The organism is Desulfovibrio sp. SGI.102 (assembly GCF_050314315.1).
GTDB lineage: Bacteria > Desulfobacterota > Desulfovibrionia > Desulfovibrionales > Desulfovibrionaceae > Desulfovibrio.
Genome location: NZ_JBNPNC010000008.1, coordinates 1 through 16716 on the forward strand (window position 1 = coordinate 1; position 16716 = coordinate 16716).

The window sequence follows — 16716 nt, forward strand, 5'->3', positions numbered from 1 at the left end:
CTAAGCGGGAGACGAGCATATGAACGATGTGTTTTTGCCGTATCAAAAGAAATGGCTGGCGGACAAGGCTTCGGTCAAGGTGGTGGAAAAATCCCGCCGCATCGGCCTTACCTGGGCGCAGGCGCATGACGATACGCTGCTTGCGGCCACGTCCGGGCGCTACGGCATGGACGTGTTGTATATCTCGTTCAACCAAGACATGACGCGGGAGTATATCGAGGCCTGCGCCGACTGGGCGAAGCGGCTCCAGCTTGTGGCCGGAAAGGTCAACGAGGACGTGTTCAAGGACGGGGACGAACGGGAGATCAAGGCCTTTCGTATCGACTTTGCGAGCGGGCGCAAGATCCTGGCCCTGTCGAACCGGCCTTCCAACCTGCGCGGCAAGCAGGGCCGCGTCATCATAGATGAAGCGGCCTTCGTGGAAGACCTGCCGGAGCTTTTGAAGGCTGCCCTGGCACTCTTGATGTGGGGCGGGCAGGTCATCATTATTTCCACGCACAACGGCGCGGACAATGCCTTCAACCAGCTGGTGCAGGATGTACGCGCCGGGACCCTGCCTTACAGCCTGCACCGCATCACACTGGACGATGCCCTGCGCGACGGCCTGTACCGTCGGATCTGCCAGGTGACGGAAAAGCCCTGGACGCAGAAAGGGGAAGACGCCTGGCGGGCGGAGCTTATCAAGACCTACGGGGACGGGGCGGATGAAGAACTGTTCTGCATTCCCCGGCAGTCTTCCGGGGCCTACCTGACCACGTCCATGATCGAGGCCTGCATGGAGGATATGCCGGTGCTGACCTGGACGCCTCCGGCGGAGGACTTTGTGGACTGGCCCCTGCCCGTGGCGGAACTCTACACCAGGGGCTGGATAGCGGAACAACTGGAACCGCTGCTGGCCACGCTGCCCCAGGACATGGCGCATTTTTGCGGCGTGGACTTCGGGCGCAGCGGCGACCTTTCCGTGTTCTGGCCAGCCACGGAAGGGAAGGGCCTGCGTCTGGTACCGCCCTTTGTGCTGGAGCTGCGCAACTGCCCGCACCGGACACAGCAACAGATCTTGTTCGCCATCCTGGACCGGCTGCCGCGCTTTTCCGGCGTGTCGCTGGACGCGCGGGGCAACGGTTCCGCCCTGGCGGAAGCCGCACGGCAGCAGTACGGGCCGGAACAGGTCCGGGAAGTGATGATTTCCGAATCTTGGTACCGGGAGACCATGCCGCTGCTCAAGGCGGGCATCGAGGACAAGACGCTGCTTTTGCCCAGGGACGCGGGCATCCTTTCGGATTTTCGCAGCCTGCGCGTGGTGAAGGGCGTGGCCCGCGTGCCTGAGCAGCGCATCAAGGACAAGACCGGCGGCAGGCATGGCGACTCCGTCATTGCCTGCGCCATGATGCTGGACGCCCGCAAGGAACTGGGAAGCGCGGAGCCGTGGGACTATGTGGGCATTCCCCTGGAAGGCTTTGCATTGAACGGCTGGTAAGCCAAAGGAGAAAATGGTATGGAACGGGACAAGTTTTTGCAGTGCCGTGATGAAATCCTGGACGTGCTGAAAAAGCATGAGGCGGATAGCTGGGACCGTGTGAGAGTCCTGGTATCCGCCATCAATGAAGACCTTGCGCCGAATGGCCATCAAGCTGTCATTACTCTGCGACCTTTGTTAACTTATCCCGAAGTTGAGAATAAAATATGACAAAACTTTCCATTTCCTTTGTGCGTCGGTCTTCAATGGATCCGTGTTCGCGTACCAAGTCTCCCTTGTTTTTTCTCACAGAGAGATAAAGCTGGGTAGCAGTCTGTAACAATACATCGGGAGAAAATTTCTCAGCCATATTTCCGGCTCCTGTGATGCCCGGATGGTCCGGGGTTATAGGGTGTAATGAAAAGTCTATCACAGAGAGCCGGATTTTTTCAATCCGGGCAATATTGCGGATTTTTGCCTGCCTTTTTGTGTCAGAATTGACACACGGCCACCCTGAAAGATCCTCGCACAGCCCGCGCCCTTTCCGGGCAAGACCTCCGTTTTTCTGCCATTGTGGTGGAAAAACGGAGGTCTTTTTTCATGGCGGACGGACTTTTTATGCCGGACGGCAACTTTGTGCCGTTCAACGCGGCGGAACTTTCCACGGAGCTGGCCACGCGGCAGAACGCGGGCGTGTTTTTCGGGGAGCTGGATGGCTGGCTTTCCACCTTGCCGGACCCGGATCCGGTGCTGCGCAAGCGCGGGGATGATGCGGAAGTGCTGCGGGAGCTTTCCGCCGATGACCAGGTGACAACGGCCATGCTTTCCCGCAAAAACCGCGTGCTGAACTGCCCGCATTTTTCCATCCGTGCGGGCGCGCCGGAGGGTGAAACGCCCACGCCGGAAGCGGAAGAGCTGCACCGGCGCTTCATGCTGGACTTGGAGCGGACGAATCTGCGCACGGTCATTTCCGGGATGCTGGACGCGCCGTACTATGGCTTCACGCCTCTGGAGCTGATCTGGCGCTTTGACGGGGACTGGTGGCACCTCGTGGACATCGTGCCGAAGCCCTACCACTGGTTCCGGTTCGACAGCCGGAACAATCCTGTGTTCGTGGGGGAGTACGGAGCGTTTTGCGCGGATCCGCGCCCTTTGCCGCCGGGAAAGTTCGTTTTCGTGACGCACCATGCCACCTATGACAATCCCTACGGCTTGCGGCTGCTTTCCCGCTGTTTGTGGCCGGTGAGCTTCAAGCGCGGGGGCCTGACCTTCTATGCGCGCTTTGTGGAGCGGCACGGGATGCCCTGGGTGGTGGGCGAGGCCCCGGCACAGGCCAGGGAGCCGGAAAAACGGGACATGGCGCGCGGCCTTTCGCGCATGGTGCAGGACGCTGTGGCCGTCATCCCGCACGGGGCGAACGTAAAGCTGGAAAGCGCCGGGCAGACGCAGGGAGCCATACACGAGGACTTTCTGGCGCGACAGGACCGGGCCATCAGCAAGGTGCTTATGGGACAGACCCTGACCGTGGAGACCGACGGCAAGAACAGCCTGGCGGCCACCAAGGCCCACAAGGACGTTGCCGATGACCTGGCGGATGCCGACAAGGCCATGGTCACGGACGCCTGGAACGAGATCGCCTGGCTGTATGCCCAGGTCAACGCCGGGCCGGGCGTCATGGCCCCGCTGGCGGAATACGACGAACCCGAAGACCTGAATGTCCAGGCGGACCTTGGGAAGAAGATCAAGGAAATGGGGGCGAGCTTCACGCGGGAATACTTCACCGGGCGCTTCGGCCTCAAGCCGGAAGAGTTCACCTTGGAAGGCGAATCCGTGGAGCCGGCGGGCGCGAATTTCGCGGCCCCGGCGGCGAAAAAGGCGACCACGGCGGAGAAAGCCCAGGCGAACCTTGACGCGGCCATCGTGAAGATGCTGCCCGGAGCGCTCAAGTCCAGCGCGGAATTTGTCACCAGACTTGAGAACGAGATCCGGGCGGCGCGAAGCTATGAGGACCTGGAGGAATCGCTGGGCGTGTTGCTGGCCCCCAGCATGACACCGGAGGCATTGGAGAGCTTTCTGGCCCGTGCCATGACGGCGGCTGCGGGCCTGGGCATGACGGCTGTTCGTGCGGAGGAAGAAGAGGATGCCGAAGAAAAGGCCTGAGATCGAGCTGCCGGAGCCGGAAATCATTGCGGAGCCCGTCCACCCGGATGCGGCCATAGCGTTTTGGCAACAGCGGGCCAAGCTCACGGATGCGGAAGCCAGGGCCCTGGGCGAAGAGGCCAGGCGCCGGGCGTTTTATGTGACGGGCCTGGCCCGGCATGACCTGGTGCAACTGGTGAGCGACGGCCTAGAAGAAGCCCTGAAAAACGGGGAGACGCTGCCGGAGTTCAAGGCCAGGATCATGGCGGCCATACAGACGCAGGGCTGGCACGACCACCGGGTGGAAAACATCTTTCGTACCAACCTGCAAACGGCCTACGCCGCCGGGCGATACAAGAAAATGCAGGCGGTGAAGGCTTCGCGCCCTTACTGGCAATACCTGGCGGTCATGGACAAGCGGGTGCGGCCTTCGCACGCCATCTTGCACGAAAAGGTCTATCCGGCGGACCATGAGTTCTGGGCGTCCAACTATCCGCCCAACGGCTTCCGCTGCCGCTGCTGTGTGCGCACGCTTTCCGCGCGGCAGGTGGAAAAAGAGGGCCTGACCGTGGAAAAGGAGATGCCGCAGGCCGGGGTATGGACGGACCCGAAAACCAACATGGAGTATTTCGTCCACTTCCCTGGAGCGGACAAGGGATTCCGCAACAATCCGGGCAAGGACTGGGCGGAATCCGGGCTGGACATGAAGAAGTGCCCGGAGGTGAGCAAGGAAAGCTATGAAGAGCTGCGCGGCCCGGCGTCAAAGCGACCGAAACCGGTCAAAACGTATGCGGAGCTTTGCGAAGGTATCAAGCAACATTGCGGGCAATTTGCCACCAATAACGGCATTCAGAAGGTAGTGCCGGAAAGTGGCAAGCGCTACTTCATGGCCACGGATTGCAAGGGAACGTTTTGGCTTAATGCCAAAACGTTTTCCACGTCCTGCGATGGGTTCAACGCATTACGAGATCTGAAAACCGCATGGAACAAGCTCGCCAAAGGTGAATCGCTGACGTTCAACGAGGAATACGCCTTTGAAAGCCTGTGGCATGAGCTGACGCACAACCGGCAAAAGACTGGAGACCTTGGCAAGGGAGAAACGCCGCAACGGCGTATCATGGAGATATTCACGCAGTGGACGGCCCGGCGCACCTATCCGCGCCTGCTGGAAAGCCTGGGAGGAAAAGCCGCGTATCAGAAAGAGATTCTGAACAGGGGGTACGGCTACGGTCGCAGGATACAGAACTTTGACCGTCTGCTGGATGTGTTGAAGATCAAGGAAGAGGAGTTGTTGCCGGAGATGCTGCGCCTGATGGATACGGTGACCACGCCGGAGTATGACGGCGAATTGAAGGAACTGCTGGCAGCTCTGTCCGGCAGAGAGTTTGTGAACATTGCCAGCGTCCTGGACGACATAGATGCTTTTGACTTTGAGGGGCTACTACGCTTCGCGGAGCTCATATAGGGAAATGCTGGTGTCCAGCCGCTCCCGCTCATCCTTGATTTGCTCCAGGTAATGGTCTGCCTTCTCCGTGTCGCCCCGGCCAAACCAAAGCCCGGCCAACAATGCGCAGTTTCTGTCAGGATACTTTTCCGCAGACGCGCGGCACATTGCCAGCCATTCAGGATTGGTGGCTGCGGTGGGAAAACGCTCCGCGATTTCCTGTTCTGTAGCAATGTCGAAATAGTTTTCCATATTTTTCAGATAGCCCGCAGCCTGGCCACTGTCAACAACCCGCCGTCATTCTCCGTTATCGTGCGGAAAATACTCCCCCAAAACTCACCCTAAAATTGTTCGCATAGTTCGCGCCCTTTCCGGGCAAGGCCCCTGCTTTCCTGTCATAGTGACGGAAACAGGGGCTTTTTTCATGGACAAGAAATGGATCGAGATAGCCCGCACGGGCACGTTCACGGACAGCGCGGGGCGGCCCCAGACGTTTACGGAACGGGACCTTGCCGCCATCGCCAGCGCCTACGACCCGGCCCGGCGGGACGCGCCGCTGACGTTCGGGCATCCGGCAAGCGACAGCGCCCCGGCGTTCGGCTGGGCGGAGCAACTGAAAAGTGAGGGCGGCAAGCTGTTTGCCCGGTTCCGGGACGTGCCGGAGAAGGTGCGGGAGCTGGTGGCGGGCGGACATTATCGCCACGTTTCCATGTCGCTCATGCCGGACCGGGTGAGCCTGCGGCATGTTGCGCTTTTGGGCGCGGCGCAACCCGCCATCGACGGCCTCAAGGCGGTGGAGTTCAAGGACGGCGGCGACGCCATAACGGTGGATTTTGCGGCAGCCGTTGCGACGAAGGAAGCTACGGATGGCGACAGCAAAGATACGGCAGCCGCTGCGAGCGGCGAAGGAGACAGCATGAGTATTGAAGAATTGCAGCGGCAGGTGGGGCAGCTCACGGCGCAGATCGAGACACTGCGCGCGGAAAACGCGGAGCTGAAGAAAAAGGCGGAAAGCCACAAACAGGACAAGGAAAAAGCCGAGGCCGCCCGCGCGGACGCGGAAAAGAAGGCTGGCCAGGCCCATGCGGACTTTGCCGCCTACCGGGAAAAGGTGGAAGGAGAGCGCCGGGAGGCGCGCGTGTCCGAACTGGTGAAGGCCGGGAAGGTGAAGCCTGCCGAAAAGGCTTCCGTCCTGGACTTTGCGGCCCGCCTGGCGGCGCAGACCGACACGGTGGACTTTGCCGCGCCCGACGGCACGACGGAAAAGATCAGCCTGGAAGAACGCTATCTGCGCGAGCTGGAAGCCCGGCCCGTGGACGAACGGGGGACGGACTTCACCGCGCCTCCGGCCCATGCGGGCGGGGACGATCCCGGCTTTGATTACGACAAGATGGCGTCCAAACTTTAACCGCAGGGAGCATCAAGCATGAACGAAGGGCATCTGGGAAAATACAGTTTCGGCGGTGAGCGCGCCGCCACGGACAACCACCCCGCCGTTATCCATTACCTGCCGCTTGCCGAGGGCGTGACGGATCCCCTTGCCGTGGGCACGCTGCTGAAAGCCGTGGACGTGTACGGCGCCACGGCCACGACCGGGGAAGACAACACGGGCGTGACCGCCGCCAGCGTGGACGCCGCGACCTTCGCGGCCAAAGCCGGGAAGGCGGTGGGCGCGTATGCGTTCGCCTACGATTCGGCCTGGAAGCTGAACGGCCAGGGCGTCACGCTTTCGGACTACGGCATTTCCCTGACCGGGGACGCCGCGAGCGGCGATACCGTGACCGTGACGCTGACCGTGGAGGACGTGACCTACGAACCGGCCCTTTCCACGGACGCGGAAGCGTGCGCCGTGGTGGACCTGCCTTGTGACCCCACGGGGGAGAAGGCGGAAACGAGCGCGGCAGCCGTGGTGCACGGCACGGTCAAGACCAGCGTTCTCAAGACCGGTGACGGAAAGGCCCCCACGGGCGGACAGCTGGCCATGCTGGCCCGTCACGGCGTGTTCGCGGTGTAGTCTAAAAACGTCTAAGATTGAGGAATCATTATGCTTGCACAACTGAAAGGACTGTTTACGCCGGAGGCCATCGCGGCTTCGCTGGAGTCGCTGCCGCCGCTGGAAACCACGGTCATGGACAATCTGTTCAAGGACCGTCCCACGCATCCCCTGCCGCTGATCGGCATATCCGACCTGAAGGCCGCCGTGCAGTCGGTGCCGGTGGTGCGTCGTGACGGCACGCCCATTTCCCTGCGCGGGGAAGGGGTGGACATGGAATTTGTGGCCCCGCTGCCCATCAAGGTGCAGATTCCGGTGACGGCCAGCGAGCTGAACGACCTGCGGGTGATTTTCGGCAACAAGGCTGCGCTGACGGCCTGGCGCACGCGCAAGGTGGACCAGATCCGCCAGACCGTGCGCAACACGGTGGAAGGGATGTGCTCCGTGGTGGCGTCCACGGGCAAGCTGACCTGGCCTGTGGAGCTGGAGGGCGGACGCCGCCATGTGTACGAGATCGACTACGGCCCGCTGCTGTCCTATGAGCCGGAAGCCAAGTTGACGACGGCTTCCAAACTGCCCGACGTGTACCGGCTCCTGCGCGGCATGGAGCTGAAAGTACGCCAGGCCGGGCTTGGCGGCAGCGTGGAGTTCTGGGCGGGGCCGGATGTGGCTGCGGTGCTGCTGGGCATTGTGGAACAGTATTCGTCCAACGTGGAAAGCAAGCCGTACCGCCTGTCCCTGGAAGAGGGGCGCGTGGTGGTGGGCGGCTACACCATCCGCTTTATGGACGAAACGTATCCAAACCCAGAAGACGACGGGGAATGGCTGCCCAAGCTGGACGCCAAGATGCTGCTTGCGGTGGCGAAGAACCAGCCGGGCAAGGTGTGGTACTGCGCCATCGACAGCATCAGCGCGAACAATGCGGCCACGCCGCTGCACATTGTGCCGGTGTCCCGCATGGACGACAGCGGCATCATGCTGATCGGCCAGGCCAAGCCGCTTCCGGCGCGTCCTTCGCGGGCTTCCTGCAAGGCTGTGGTGGTCGAATAGCGAAAAACGCCCTGAGCGCCCCGTGGAGGCGTTTTTGCCTCCACGACGGGCGTGGGGAAGGGGAAACTTTTTAGACTATTCTAAAACTAGTCTAAAACGCGAGGAAAAGGCATGTCCATGATTCTGTGCGGGCGCAAGGCGGTGCTGGACCTGATGCACCCGGATTATGTGACGGCGTGCGAGGAGCAGAATCCCGGCCTGGTGGACCGGACCATCAAGGCGGTGTCCGGGGAGATCGCGGACGCGCTTTCGTACCGGTATCCGCAGCCGTGGCCGCAGGTGCCGGAGCTGGTGCGCTACATCGCCACGGCCATCAGCGCCTACCGCGTGGTGGGGGCCATCACGTCCCTGATGGATACGGAAGCCAGCAGCGACAACGAGTGGATCCCGCTGCAAAAGCAGTGGAAATACTGCACGGACCTGCTGGAGGACATTGTATCCGGCAAGCAGAAGCTGCCGCTGACCGAAGTCAATGCGGACCGGGAGGACCCCACGTTTGCCGTGGTGAGCCGCCCGCCGCTCTTTGACCTGCGGGGGCTGTGAGATGGGCAAAAGCGGTGTTTCCCTGCACTGGGGCGGTCTGGACAAGGCGCTGGGCAAGGCGACCGGGAAGCTGGGCAACACGCAGGCGCTCATGGAGTCCGTGGGCGAGGCGCTGGTATCCGGCACCAAGAAACGCTTTGCCGCGAAAAAGGACCCGGAGGGCAAGCCCTGGCAGCCTTCCCGGCGCGCGTTGGAAGAAGGCGGCGAGACGCTGACGGATTCGGGGCGCTTGCGCCGGTCCATCGACTACGCGGCCACGTCCGACAAGGTCATGGTGGGCAGCAATCTGGCCTATGCCCGGATCCACCAGAAAGGCGGCGAGATCAGGCCCAAGAAAGCCAGAAAGCTGGTGTTCAAGGATAGCGACGGCAAGACCGTGGCCGTGGACAAAGTGACCATCCCCGCCCGCCCGTACCTGGGCGTTTCCAAGGAAGACCTGGAGGACGTCAAGGCGACCATGGCCGACTTTCTGGCCGGGGCGTTTAAGGCCTAGGGGGAGCCATGCAGGCATTCGCAACCGAGGTCATCACGCGGGCGGCGCTGGCCGCCGGATTGCCGGAAGGCCGTGTGATCGACATGGTAAAAAAGGACAATCTGACCATCAAGCGCCCGCGCATCGAATTGCAGTTCATGCCGGAAACGCTGACCCGCACGGGCCGCACGCTGGATGTGCGCCGCCAAGAGACGGACCAGATCCGCAAGCGGGAACTGTACGAAGTGGAGCTGACGGTCAACGCCAACATTCTGGCGGATGACCGGGCCTGGCTGGAGCGGTTTTCGTATGACTTTGTGGCCGCGCTTTCCTCCGGGGGCAATGACAGCCGGGGCAACTGGATCCGGGTACGGGCCAGCCAGGCGACTTTTGGACGCGCCCCGGACAAGCGCGTGGGCGAAAAAGTCATTGCCGTGTTCACCAGGGTGAACCGGCTGTACGTTGTGACGTTTACCGGGCGCATCACGAGGGAGGAAGCGGATAAGCTGATCCCCTCCTACACCATCAACGAACCCACATTCAAATAGGAGGCCGGTATGGCTACGAAAAAGAAAACAGCGGAGCAGGCTCCCGATTCCCAGACCGTCACGGCGGCCCCGGAACAGGCTGTTGCGGAAGCGGAACCCAGGGAAGACGAAGGAGGCGCGCATGTCGAGGAGACGACGTCGGAAGCACGGGAAACGCCCGTTGGTGCGCAAGAAGATGTGGCGGCTGTCGTGCGTGCGGAAGCCGGGCCGCAACTGGAAAGCCTTTCTGTGCTGGCGGACCGGCACCGTGTGCCGACCTGGATGGATGCCGCCCTGCGCCGCATGATGGGCTGGGAAGCGGGCAAGATGGTGACGGATGCCGAATACCGGGAAGCCCTGAACGGCATCAGGACCCGCCGGATGTGCGGCGGGCGTGTGAGGTAGCAAGATGGGCGATGTAATCCAATACCTGATAGACGGCACGTCGGGCATCGTGACCGGCGGCGTGGACGGCAAGGCCCTGGTGGCGGGCGTCTGCTCCAAGGGACTTGAGGGCAAGGCGTACCTGATCGGCAAGCGCACGAACCTGGAAGAGCTGCTGGGCACGGGATCGCTGGTGGACCGTATCCGCGACATGCTGGTCACGGGCGGGCAGGAGCCGTATGTGGTGGCTGTGCCTGTCCAGGGGCAGCCGGGCGGCTACATTTCCGCCCTGACGGTGACGGCAGGCAAGACCGGGGCCACGGTATCGGGCTATCCGGCGCTGAATGCGGATGTGGTCGTCCGTGTGGCCACGCCCGGAGTCGTGGGCACGGCCACGCTGGAGATCAGCACGGACGGCAGCAAGACCTTTGCCGAGGCCGCGCCGTCCGCCGTCCAGAATCCCATCAGTTCCGGGGAGGATCCCACGGGGGCCACGCTGGTGTTTGCCGAAGGCGCGACGCTGGAGGCAGGCGCGACGTATGCCTTTGCGGTACGTTGCCCTGTGGGGCCGGTCTATCGCGTGGGGGATGCGGAAAGCCCCCTGGTGGAAGTGAAAGAGCTGGATTCCGGCGTACTGGACGGGGCGGAACTGGTGGCCCGGATCGTGAAAGGCGGCGACAGGAACGAAGGGACGTTCCAGCTTTCCACGGACGGAGGGGACAATTTCGGGCGCATCCGTACCATCCCGCTGGACGGGGAATGCGAGCTGGCGGACTACGGGGTGAAGCTGACCTTCCCGTCCGGGGACTATGTGGCGGGCACCACCTATACCTGCCGCCTGCTGCCGCCCGCGCCGTCCATCGTGGATGTGCTGGAGGCCCTGGAGGAACCGCTGTCCGTGTATGACGTGGAGTTCGTGTATATCGTGGGTCCGTCGGATTCGGTGGACTGGACGGCGGCCCAGGCCAAGGCGGACGAACTCTGGAACCGGCAGAAGCCTACCTACTTCAAGATGGAAGCGCGCCTGCCGCAGGACGGGGAGGACCTTTCCGCCTATACCGCCGCTCTGCTGGCGGAAAAGCAGGACGTGGCCTGCCGTTTTGTGACGGTGTGCTGCCAGTACGGGGAAGTCACGGACACGACCGGCGCGGCCAGGCTGCGCAACGCGGCGGGCTTGCAGGCCGGGCGCGTGATGGCCATCCCTGTGCAACGGGCCACGGGCCGCTACAAGGACGGCCCCGTGTCGCAGCTCCGGCTCCCTGCGGGCTGGGAGGCCGTGCGCCCGACGCTGGAGGAAGCCGGGTTCCTGACGGCGAAGAAGTACACGGGAGATTCCGGTACCTATTGGGGGGATTCGCGTACGCTGTCGGAGAACACGTCGGATTTCCGCTTTGAAGAGGTGCTGCGGACCACGTTCAAGGCCGTGCGCCTGACCAGGGACGCGGCGCGCAAGAGCCTGTACGACGAAGCGGGCGACCCGCTGCGCCGGGGTAACGACGGCGGGCTGGCCTATCTGAAGGCCTCTCTGGAAAACGCGCTGGACGCCATGGTCGCCGCCGGGGAACTGGCAGGTTATGTGGTGGACATTCCGTCCGGGCAAAATGTGGCGCGGGACGGCGTATCGGTGGAAATCACACTTATCGGCATCCCGATCATCCGGGAGATCCGGCTGTATAACCGCTACACCTACGCGGGGTCGACGTTTGACCCGCGCATCGAGGACTACGCGCTGGCAGGGTAAGGAGGCAGCATGTCCGCCAACGGCAATAAATACGACTGGGAAAGCATCACCGTGAACCTGACGAATGGCGAAGTCGTGGGCATCACGGAGATCAAGTACGAGGACGGGCAGGAGATCACGGCCCGTTACGGCAGGGGCAGCATCCCGCGCGGCTACGGACGCGGCAACTACGAGGCCAGCGGCAGCATGGTGCTGGACCGTGAGGAATGGGAGAAGCTCAAGAACGAGCTGACCGCCACGGGTGGTGGCATTTACGACCATGCGCCGTTCACCATCGTGGTGTCGTATGCGAACAACGACATGCCCACGGTGACGGATACCCTGAAAGACTGCAAGATCACCAAATTCAGCGGTGGTGGCGGCAGCCAGGGGGACGACAACGTGAGCCCCATGACCTGCGAGTTCACGATCCTGAAACCCATCCTCTGGAATGGGGTCCCGGCCAAAAAAGACCGGTCGGTCACCGGCCTGTAGCCGGGACTGAAAAACCTCGCATGGAGCGCGTCCTTTCCGGGCGCGCTCTTCGTTTTCATGGCATGTTTTCAGAAACGCCGGGCAATAGTGCCCGCCTCAAACAAGGAGTGATTCGTATGTCTGAGACCAAAGAGACCAACCGCAGGTATGTTCTGTTCTCGCACACCTTTTCCGACATGTGGGCCGGGGAAAGCGCGGAGGACGCGCCGGAAGTGACGCTTTCGTACCGCTTTGCCAAGCCGACCAAGACGCAGATCCAGCGCTTGCAGGACAAGGCGGCCAGGAACGCCGGGCAGGCCTCGCGTAACCTTGTGCTGGACTGCGTGCACCCGGATGACAAGCAATCGCTCACCGAGGCCATGGAAGAATATCCCGGTCTGTCGTCCACCTTTGCCACGGCCATTCTGAAGGGCGTGGGCATTTCCGCTGATCTGGGAAACTAGCGGAGCCGGACGGCTACGGCCAGGGCGACGCCCTGATCCTGCACTGGCTCCACCTTCAGCCGTCGGAAGACCTGGAGGAATGGACGCAGCAGGTAGGCCTGGCCGTCTGGATGGAACGACGCTTTTTTGAAGCCCTGTCCCGCAACCTTTTGGGCACTCGCAAGGTTTGACCATGGAAGTTTTTTCCGTTTTTGCCACGTTGTCATTGGTGGACATGCTTTCCAGTCCTCTGGATTGTATCAAACGGGCCATGAAAGGCGTGGACCTGACAACGGCGGGGCTGGGGCAACGCATGGGCAATCTGGCCCTGGCCATGGGTCCGGCGGCGCTGGCCGCCGGGCTTCTGGTCGGGGCCTTCGGGTCCTGTGTGGGCGTCGCCGCTGGATTTGAGGATCAGATGGCCAAGGTGGGGGCCGTGTCCCGCGCGTCGTCGGAGGAAATGGCGGCGCTGGAAAAAGCGGCGCGCGATCTTGGCGCGACCACGCAGTTCACCGCCGTTCAGGTGGGGCAGGCCGAACAGTATCTGGCCATGGCGGGCTTTTCGGCAAAAGAAAACATAGCGGCACTGCCGGGCGTGCTGAACCTTGCTGCGGCCACGGCCACGGATCTGGGGCGCGCGGCGGACATATCCTCGGACATTCTTTCCGCGTTCGGCATGCAAGCCGAAGAAATGACCCGTGTTGCGGATACCCTGGCCCTGACCTGCGCCACGGCCAACGTCAATATGGAGCTTCTGGGCGACACCATGAAGTATGTCGCCCCGGTGGCGCGCATGGCCGGTCTGTCTCTGGAAGAAACGGCGGCCATGGCGGGCCTGCTCGGCAACGTGGGCATCAAGGGCAGCCAGGCGGGCACCACGCTCAAGGCCATGCTGAACAAGATGGCCGCGCCGACAAAGGAAGCGCAGGAACTTTTCCAGAAGCTGGGCGTGACGGTGAAGGACAGCGCGGGCAATCTGCGCAGTCCTGTGGCCGTGCTTGGCGAGATGGCTGCGGGCCTGAAGAATATGGGCACGGCGGAACAGATCGCGGCCATGAAGACCATTGTGGGCGAAGAGGCCATAGCCGGGTTTGCGGAGCTTATCCAGAAAGAAGGCATCGGCGCCATCGCCGACTATGCCAGGCAACTGGAAGCCGGGGGCGGCTCGGCGGCGGAAATGGCGGCCCGGATGAACGACACTCTGGCGGGTTCTCTGCGCGGCATGGGGTCGGCCTGGGAGAGCGTGCGTATCACGGTGGGCAAGCTGTTTCTACCTGCCGTGCGGGCGGTGGTGGATGCCGTGACCGCCCTGTTGCGGCTGCTGGACCAGGCGGCACAGACGCCCTTTGGCGCGGCGCTTTTGAAGATCGTTTCCGCCGTCAGTCTGGCCGTGCTGGCGGTCACGGGCTTTGCCGCCGGATTGTGGGCGGTATCCAAGGCCGCGCCTTTTGTATCTTCGTCGCTGCTGGCCATCAAGACGGCCTTGCTGGGGCTGGGCTGGCCGGTCTGGGCGCTGATCGCCGCCGTGGGCCTTTTGTACGCGGCCTGGAAAAAGGACTTTGGCGGCATTGCCACCACGCTTTCCCGCTGGGGGCGGAACATTTCGCTGGTGGTCCGGGGCGTGACGGCGGTGTTCGGTTCGCTCAAGGACGGCGTGGGAGAGATCCGGGGTGAACTGGCGGAAGACATCAAGGCGGAAGGCCTGGTGGGCATTGTGACCACGGTGGCCCGCGTGGCCTACCGCATCAAGGAATTTTTCACGGGCATCTGGGAGGGGCTGAATTTTGACGGCGCGGTGGTGGCGCTGACTCCGGCCATCCTCAAGGTCCGCGACCTGTTCGACTCGTTGGGCGAATTGATAGGCCGGGTGTTCGGGACCGAGGTCAAAAGCGCATCGTCCGAGGCGCGGAGCCTGGGTGAGATCCTGGGCGGCGTGCTGAGCATCGGGCTGGAGCTGGTGGCAACGGTGATCGCCAACGTGGTGCGCGGCATCGATTCCCTGGTATCCCTGGTGCGTCTGGTGTGCGCCCTCTTTACCGGGGACTGGGTCACGGCCACGGCCATGGCCGAGAATATCTGGACCAACTTCTGCGATTCGCTCATGGCCTTTGCGGACTATTTTCGCATCGGGGACTGGATCCGGGACGCCTGGGCGCAGGCCACGGAATGGCTTTCTGGCCTGGACCTTTTCGAGTCCGGGGCGCGACTTTTGGATACCTTCAAGGAAGGCATCCTGTCCAAGGTGGAAAGCCTCAAGCAGACGTTTTCCGACGCGCTGGGAAGGCTGCGCGACCTCTTGCCGTTCAGTGACGCCAAGGAAGGCCCGCTGTCCACGCTGACGCTGTCGGGGGCGCGTCTCATGTCCACGCTGAGCGAAGGCATGAACGCGGGCTTTCCCGGCCTGTACGCGACGCTTTCCGGCAAGCTGGGCAGCCTGAAAGAAAGCATCGGCACCTGGTGGGACGGGCTGTGGGGTGACAAGGGCGTGCCCGTGCCCGCCACGGGGGAAGCGCCCGTGGTACCCGACGCGCCGGGGCTGCCCGCCGACGTGGCCGAAGCGCGGACCCGGCAGGGACTTGCCACCGGGGAACAGACCGCAGCGTCGCAATCCTGGACGCTGCATATCGCCAACATCACGCTGCCCAACGTCAAGGACGCGCAGGACTTTTACGCGGACTTGCAGGCAGCGGCCACGGAAATGGGAGGGAGCCTGGCATGAGCCTGAAACTTCTGAGCTTTGAAGACGGCATTGTGAGGATAGGCGGCGAAGAGCTGCCCGGCCTTCTGTCCGATCTGCGGGTCAGCGGGAAGGTGCGCTTTGACGAACAGAGCGTGGACAAGGCCAGCGGCAAAAAAAAGACGCCGCAGGGCTGGGAAGACGCGGACATCAGTCTGACGCTGACCCTGCTCACGGATGAGAACGGCACCTGCTATGACAAACTGGCGGTGCTGGAGGGCTTTTTCAAGAAAACGGACGGCAAGGCCAACCCGTCCATCTTTACCGTGGCGAACAGCCATGTGCTGGCGCGCGGCGTGCGGCGGGTGGTGTTTTCGCGCCTGGATTCCTCGGAGTCGTGCCGGACGGATGAGATCCGGGCCTCGCTGGCCTTTGTGGAGCATAACCCGCCCATCATCAAACAGGAGCGGGCGCAGGCCAGGACGCCCACTCCGGCGGAGCTGGCGAAGCAGGCGAAGGAAAAGGCCGAGAAAGCCGCCGAACAGCCGGAAACGGTCATCGGGGTGGACGTGCAATGATCGAGGGACTGAACATACGCTGCAACGTGGGACCGGTGGAGATCCTGCGCAGCCCGTTTCTGGAGCTGGTGTTCCGTCGCTGCGCGGTGCTGAGCCGGGCGACGGTGGTTGTTCCGGATCCGGAGGGCGAAGTGCGGTCACGGCTTGCCGTGGGGCAGGCGGTGGCCGTACGCTGGGGTTACCGTGGCGAAGCCAGGATGTGGCAGGAATGGGAAGGCACGGTGGAAGGCATCGATCAGCCGCGCCGGGATGCGGACGGCGCGGACGCGGTGGTTGTGCGGGCCGTGGGCCTGGAAAAAGCGCTGACGACCACCATGGTGACGGAGAGCTTTTACCGGGAGCCGGCGGACGTGGTGGCCCGGCGTCTGCTGGCCCGGACCGGGCTTGCCGTGGGCGCTGTGGAGGTTCCGGGGGAAGTGCTGCCCTGGCAGGTGTTTTCCGGCGTGTCCGTGGCGCGGGCCATCCGGCAGCTTTCCCATAGCCTGGAGCGCTCTTTCGGGCACGACATGAGCCGCCACGCGCTGTGGCTGGGGGCATCGGGCCTGACCTGGAGCGCGGGCGATGAACCGGGCGACGTATACAGCGTGGCCACGGCGGAGAACCTGCTTTCCCACACGCCGCCGGAGACGGCGGACGGGGTGGGCGTGGTGGTTTCCGTGCCGTTGCCGGGGCTGACGCACAGCCGCCTGGTGCATATCCGGGATACCCGTCGCGGCGTTGACGAAACGGTGCGGGCGCTGACAGTGGCGCATACCTTTCAGGACAGCGGCAACAGTACGGTCATCAGTTACGGCAAGGACACGGGGTGGTTGTAGC

18 protein-coding genes are annotated in these 16716 nt (G+C 62.9%); 17 read left to right on the forward strand and 1 reads right to left on the reverse strand.

Annotation, left to right across the window (positions count from 1 at the left end):
• The first annotated feature begins 19 nt into the window (after positions 1-19).
• From ACQRCJ_RS03240 to ACQRCJ_RS03255, 4 genes are all read left to right on the forward strand, one after another.
• Positions 20-1477, forward strand: a complete 1458-nt coding sequence (locus ACQRCJ_RS03240) for a hypothetical protein (protein ID WP_419008628.1) — start codon at positions 20-22, stop codon at positions 1475-1477.
• Positions 1478-1495: 18 nt separating this feature from the next.
• Positions 1496-1687 (forward strand): hypothetical protein, encoded by a 192-nt coding sequence (locus ACQRCJ_RS03245; protein WP_419008629.1) that lies wholly within the window; start codon positions 1496-1498, stop codon positions 1685-1687.
• Positions 1688-2056: 369 nt separating this feature from the next.
• Positions 2057-3616 carry a phage portal protein family protein gene (locus ACQRCJ_RS03250; RefSeq protein WP_419008630.1) on the forward strand — a complete coding sequence of 520 codons (1560 nt, stop codon included), beginning with the start codon at positions 2057-2059 and terminating at the stop codon, positions 3614-3616.
• Positions 3579-5060 (forward strand): phage minor head protein, encoded by a 1482-nt coding sequence (locus ACQRCJ_RS03255; RefSeq protein WP_427799346.1) that lies wholly within the window; start codon positions 3579-3581, stop codon positions 5058-5060. Before ACQRCJ_RS03250 ends, ACQRCJ_RS03255 begins: the two co-directional genes overlap by 38 nt.
• Here the strand turns inward: ACQRCJ_RS03255 and ACQRCJ_RS03260 are convergent.
• Positions 5037-5291: a hypothetical protein gene (locus ACQRCJ_RS03260; RefSeq protein ID WP_419008632.1), complete on the reverse strand. Its 255-nt coding sequence runs from the start codon at positions 5289-5291 to the stop codon at positions 5037-5039. The two genes, ACQRCJ_RS03255 and ACQRCJ_RS03260, sit on opposite strands and share 24 nt — an antisense overlap.
• Before the next feature lie 172 nt (positions 5292-5463).
• Between ACQRCJ_RS03260 and ACQRCJ_RS03265 the strand changes: the two genes are divergently transcribed.
• From ACQRCJ_RS03265 to ACQRCJ_RS03325, 13 genes are all read left to right on the forward strand, one after another.
• Positions 5464-6447 (forward strand): phage protease, encoded by a 984-nt coding sequence (locus ACQRCJ_RS03265; RefSeq protein WP_419008633.1) that lies wholly within the window; start codon positions 5464-5466, stop codon positions 6445-6447.
• Positions 6448-6465: 18 nt separating this feature from the next.
• Positions 6466-7053: a hypothetical protein gene (locus tag ACQRCJ_RS03270; RefSeq protein ID WP_419008634.1), complete on the forward strand. Its 588-nt coding sequence runs from the start codon at positions 6466-6468 to the stop codon at positions 7051-7053.
• Positions 7054-7083: 30 nt separating this feature from the next.
• Complete coding sequence (locus tag ACQRCJ_RS03275; protein WP_419008635.1) at positions 7084-8082, forward strand: major capsid protein; 999 nt, start codon at positions 7084-7086, stop codon at positions 8080-8082.
• A gap of 111 nt (positions 8083-8193) precedes the next feature.
• The gene (locus tag ACQRCJ_RS03280) at positions 8194-8625 is read left to right on the forward strand and encodes a phage protein Gp36 family protein (RefSeq protein ID WP_419008636.1); all 432 of its coding nucleotides are present in this window, start codon (positions 8194-8196) and stop codon (positions 8623-8625) included.
• Between the two features lies 1 nt (position 8626).
• Positions 8627-9118: a phage virion morphogenesis protein gene (locus ACQRCJ_RS03285; RefSeq protein WP_419008637.1), complete on the forward strand. Its 492-nt coding sequence runs from the start codon at positions 8627-8629 to the stop codon at positions 9116-9118.
• 8 nt (positions 9119-9126) lie between these two features.
• Entirely contained in the window at positions 9127-9645 is a 519-nt protein-coding gene (locus tag ACQRCJ_RS03290) for a translation initiation factor 2 (RefSeq protein ID WP_419008638.1), read from the forward strand.
• A 9-nt stretch (positions 9646-9654) separates the two neighbouring features.
• Positions 9655-10029, forward strand: coding sequence for a hypothetical protein (locus ACQRCJ_RS03295; protein ID WP_419008639.1), 375 nt, complete (start codon positions 9655-9657; stop codon positions 10027-10029).
• 4 nt (positions 10030-10033) lie between these two features.
• Complete coding sequence (locus tag ACQRCJ_RS03300) at positions 10034-11749, forward strand: DUF2586 domain-containing protein (RefSeq protein WP_427799347.1); 1716 nt, start codon at positions 10034-10036, stop codon at positions 11747-11749.
• A gap of 9 nt (positions 11750-11758) precedes the next feature.
• Positions 11759-12223: a hypothetical protein gene (locus ACQRCJ_RS03305; RefSeq protein WP_204625970.1), complete on the forward strand. Its 465-nt coding sequence runs from the start codon at positions 11759-11761 to the stop codon at positions 12221-12223.
• 116 nt (positions 12224-12339) lie between these two features.
• Entirely contained in the window at positions 12340-12666 is a 327-nt protein-coding gene (locus ACQRCJ_RS03310; protein WP_427799348.1) for a hypothetical protein, read from the forward strand.
• A 172-nt stretch (positions 12667-12838) separates the two neighbouring features.
• A complete protein-coding gene (locus tag ACQRCJ_RS03315; protein WP_427799349.1) occupies positions 12839-15364 on the forward strand; it encodes a phage tail tape measure protein in 2526 nt (841 codons plus the stop codon).
• On the forward strand, positions 15361-15900 hold the full coding sequence (locus ACQRCJ_RS03320) for a hypothetical protein (protein WP_302554387.1): 540 nt from the start codon (positions 15361-15363) through the stop codon (positions 15898-15900). Before ACQRCJ_RS03315 ends, ACQRCJ_RS03320 begins: the two co-directional genes overlap by 4 nt.
• Positions 15897-16715, forward strand: a complete 819-nt coding sequence (locus tag ACQRCJ_RS03325) for a hypothetical protein (protein ID WP_302554388.1) — start codon at positions 15897-15899, stop codon at positions 16713-16715. Before ACQRCJ_RS03320 ends, ACQRCJ_RS03325 begins: the two co-directional genes overlap by 4 nt.
• Position 16716 lies beyond the last annotated feature (1 nt).

What these genes read in the sequence shown, in the direction of transcription:
- ACQRCJ_RS03275 (WP_419008635.1), top strand. Translation starts at nt 7,084, where the DNA reads ATGCTTGCACAACTGAAAGGACTGTTTACGCCGGAGGCCATCGCGGCT.
- ACQRCJ_RS03290 (WP_419008638.1), top strand. Translation starts at nt 9,127, where the DNA reads ATGCAGGCATTCGCAACCGAGGTCATCACGCGGGCGGCGCTGGCCGCC.
- ACQRCJ_RS03285 (WP_419008637.1), top strand. Translation starts at nt 8,627, where the DNA reads ATGGGCAAAAGCGGTGTTTCCCTGCACTGGGGCGGTCTGGACAAGGCG.
- ACQRCJ_RS03295 (WP_419008639.1), top strand. Translation starts at nt 9,655, where the DNA reads ATGGCTACGAAAAAGAAAACAGCGGAGCAGGCTCCCGATTCCCAGACC.
- ACQRCJ_RS03310 (WP_427799348.1), top strand. Translation starts at nt 12,340, where the DNA reads ATGTCTGAGACCAAAGAGACCAACCGCAGGTATGTTCTGTTCTCGCAC.
- ACQRCJ_RS03260 (WP_419008632.1), bottom strand. Translation starts at nt 5,291, where the DNA reads ATGGAAAACTATTTCGACATTGCTACAGAACAGGAAATCGCGGAGCGT.
- ACQRCJ_RS03270 (WP_419008634.1), top strand. Translation starts at nt 6,466, where the DNA reads ATGAACGAAGGGCATCTGGGAAAATACAGTTTCGGCGGTGAGCGCGCC.
- ACQRCJ_RS03320 (WP_302554387.1), top strand. Translation starts at nt 15,361, where the DNA reads ATGAGCCTGAAACTTCTGAGCTTTGAAGACGGCATTGTGAGGATAGGC.
- ACQRCJ_RS03315 (WP_427799349.1), top strand. Translation starts at nt 12,839, where the DNA reads ATGGAAGTTTTTTCCGTTTTTGCCACGTTGTCATTGGTGGACATGCTT.
- ACQRCJ_RS03245 (WP_419008629.1), top strand. Translation starts at nt 1,496, where the DNA reads ATGGAACGGGACAAGTTTTTGCAGTGCCGTGATGAAATCCTGGACGTG.
- ACQRCJ_RS03305 (WP_204625970.1), top strand. Translation starts at nt 11,759, where the DNA reads ATGTCCGCCAACGGCAATAAATACGACTGGGAAAGCATCACCGTGAAC.
- ACQRCJ_RS03250 (WP_419008630.1), top strand. Translation starts at nt 2,057, where the DNA reads ATGGCGGACGGACTTTTTATGCCGGACGGCAACTTTGTGCCGTTCAAC.
- ACQRCJ_RS03280 (WP_419008636.1), top strand. Translation starts at nt 8,194, where the DNA reads ATGTCCATGATTCTGTGCGGGCGCAAGGCGGTGCTGGACCTGATGCAC.
- ACQRCJ_RS03265 (WP_419008633.1), top strand. Translation starts at nt 5,464, where the DNA reads ATGGACAAGAAATGGATCGAGATAGCCCGCACGGGCACGTTCACGGAC.
- ACQRCJ_RS03300 (WP_427799347.1), top strand. Translation starts at nt 10,034, where the DNA reads ATGGGCGATGTAATCCAATACCTGATAGACGGCACGTCGGGCATCGTG.
- ACQRCJ_RS03240 (WP_419008628.1), top strand. Translation starts at nt 20, where the DNA reads ATGAACGATGTGTTTTTGCCGTATCAAAAGAAATGGCTGGCGGACAAG.
- ACQRCJ_RS03325 (WP_302554388.1), top strand. Translation starts at nt 15,897, where the DNA reads ATGATCGAGGGACTGAACATACGCTGCAACGTGGGACCGGTGGAGATC.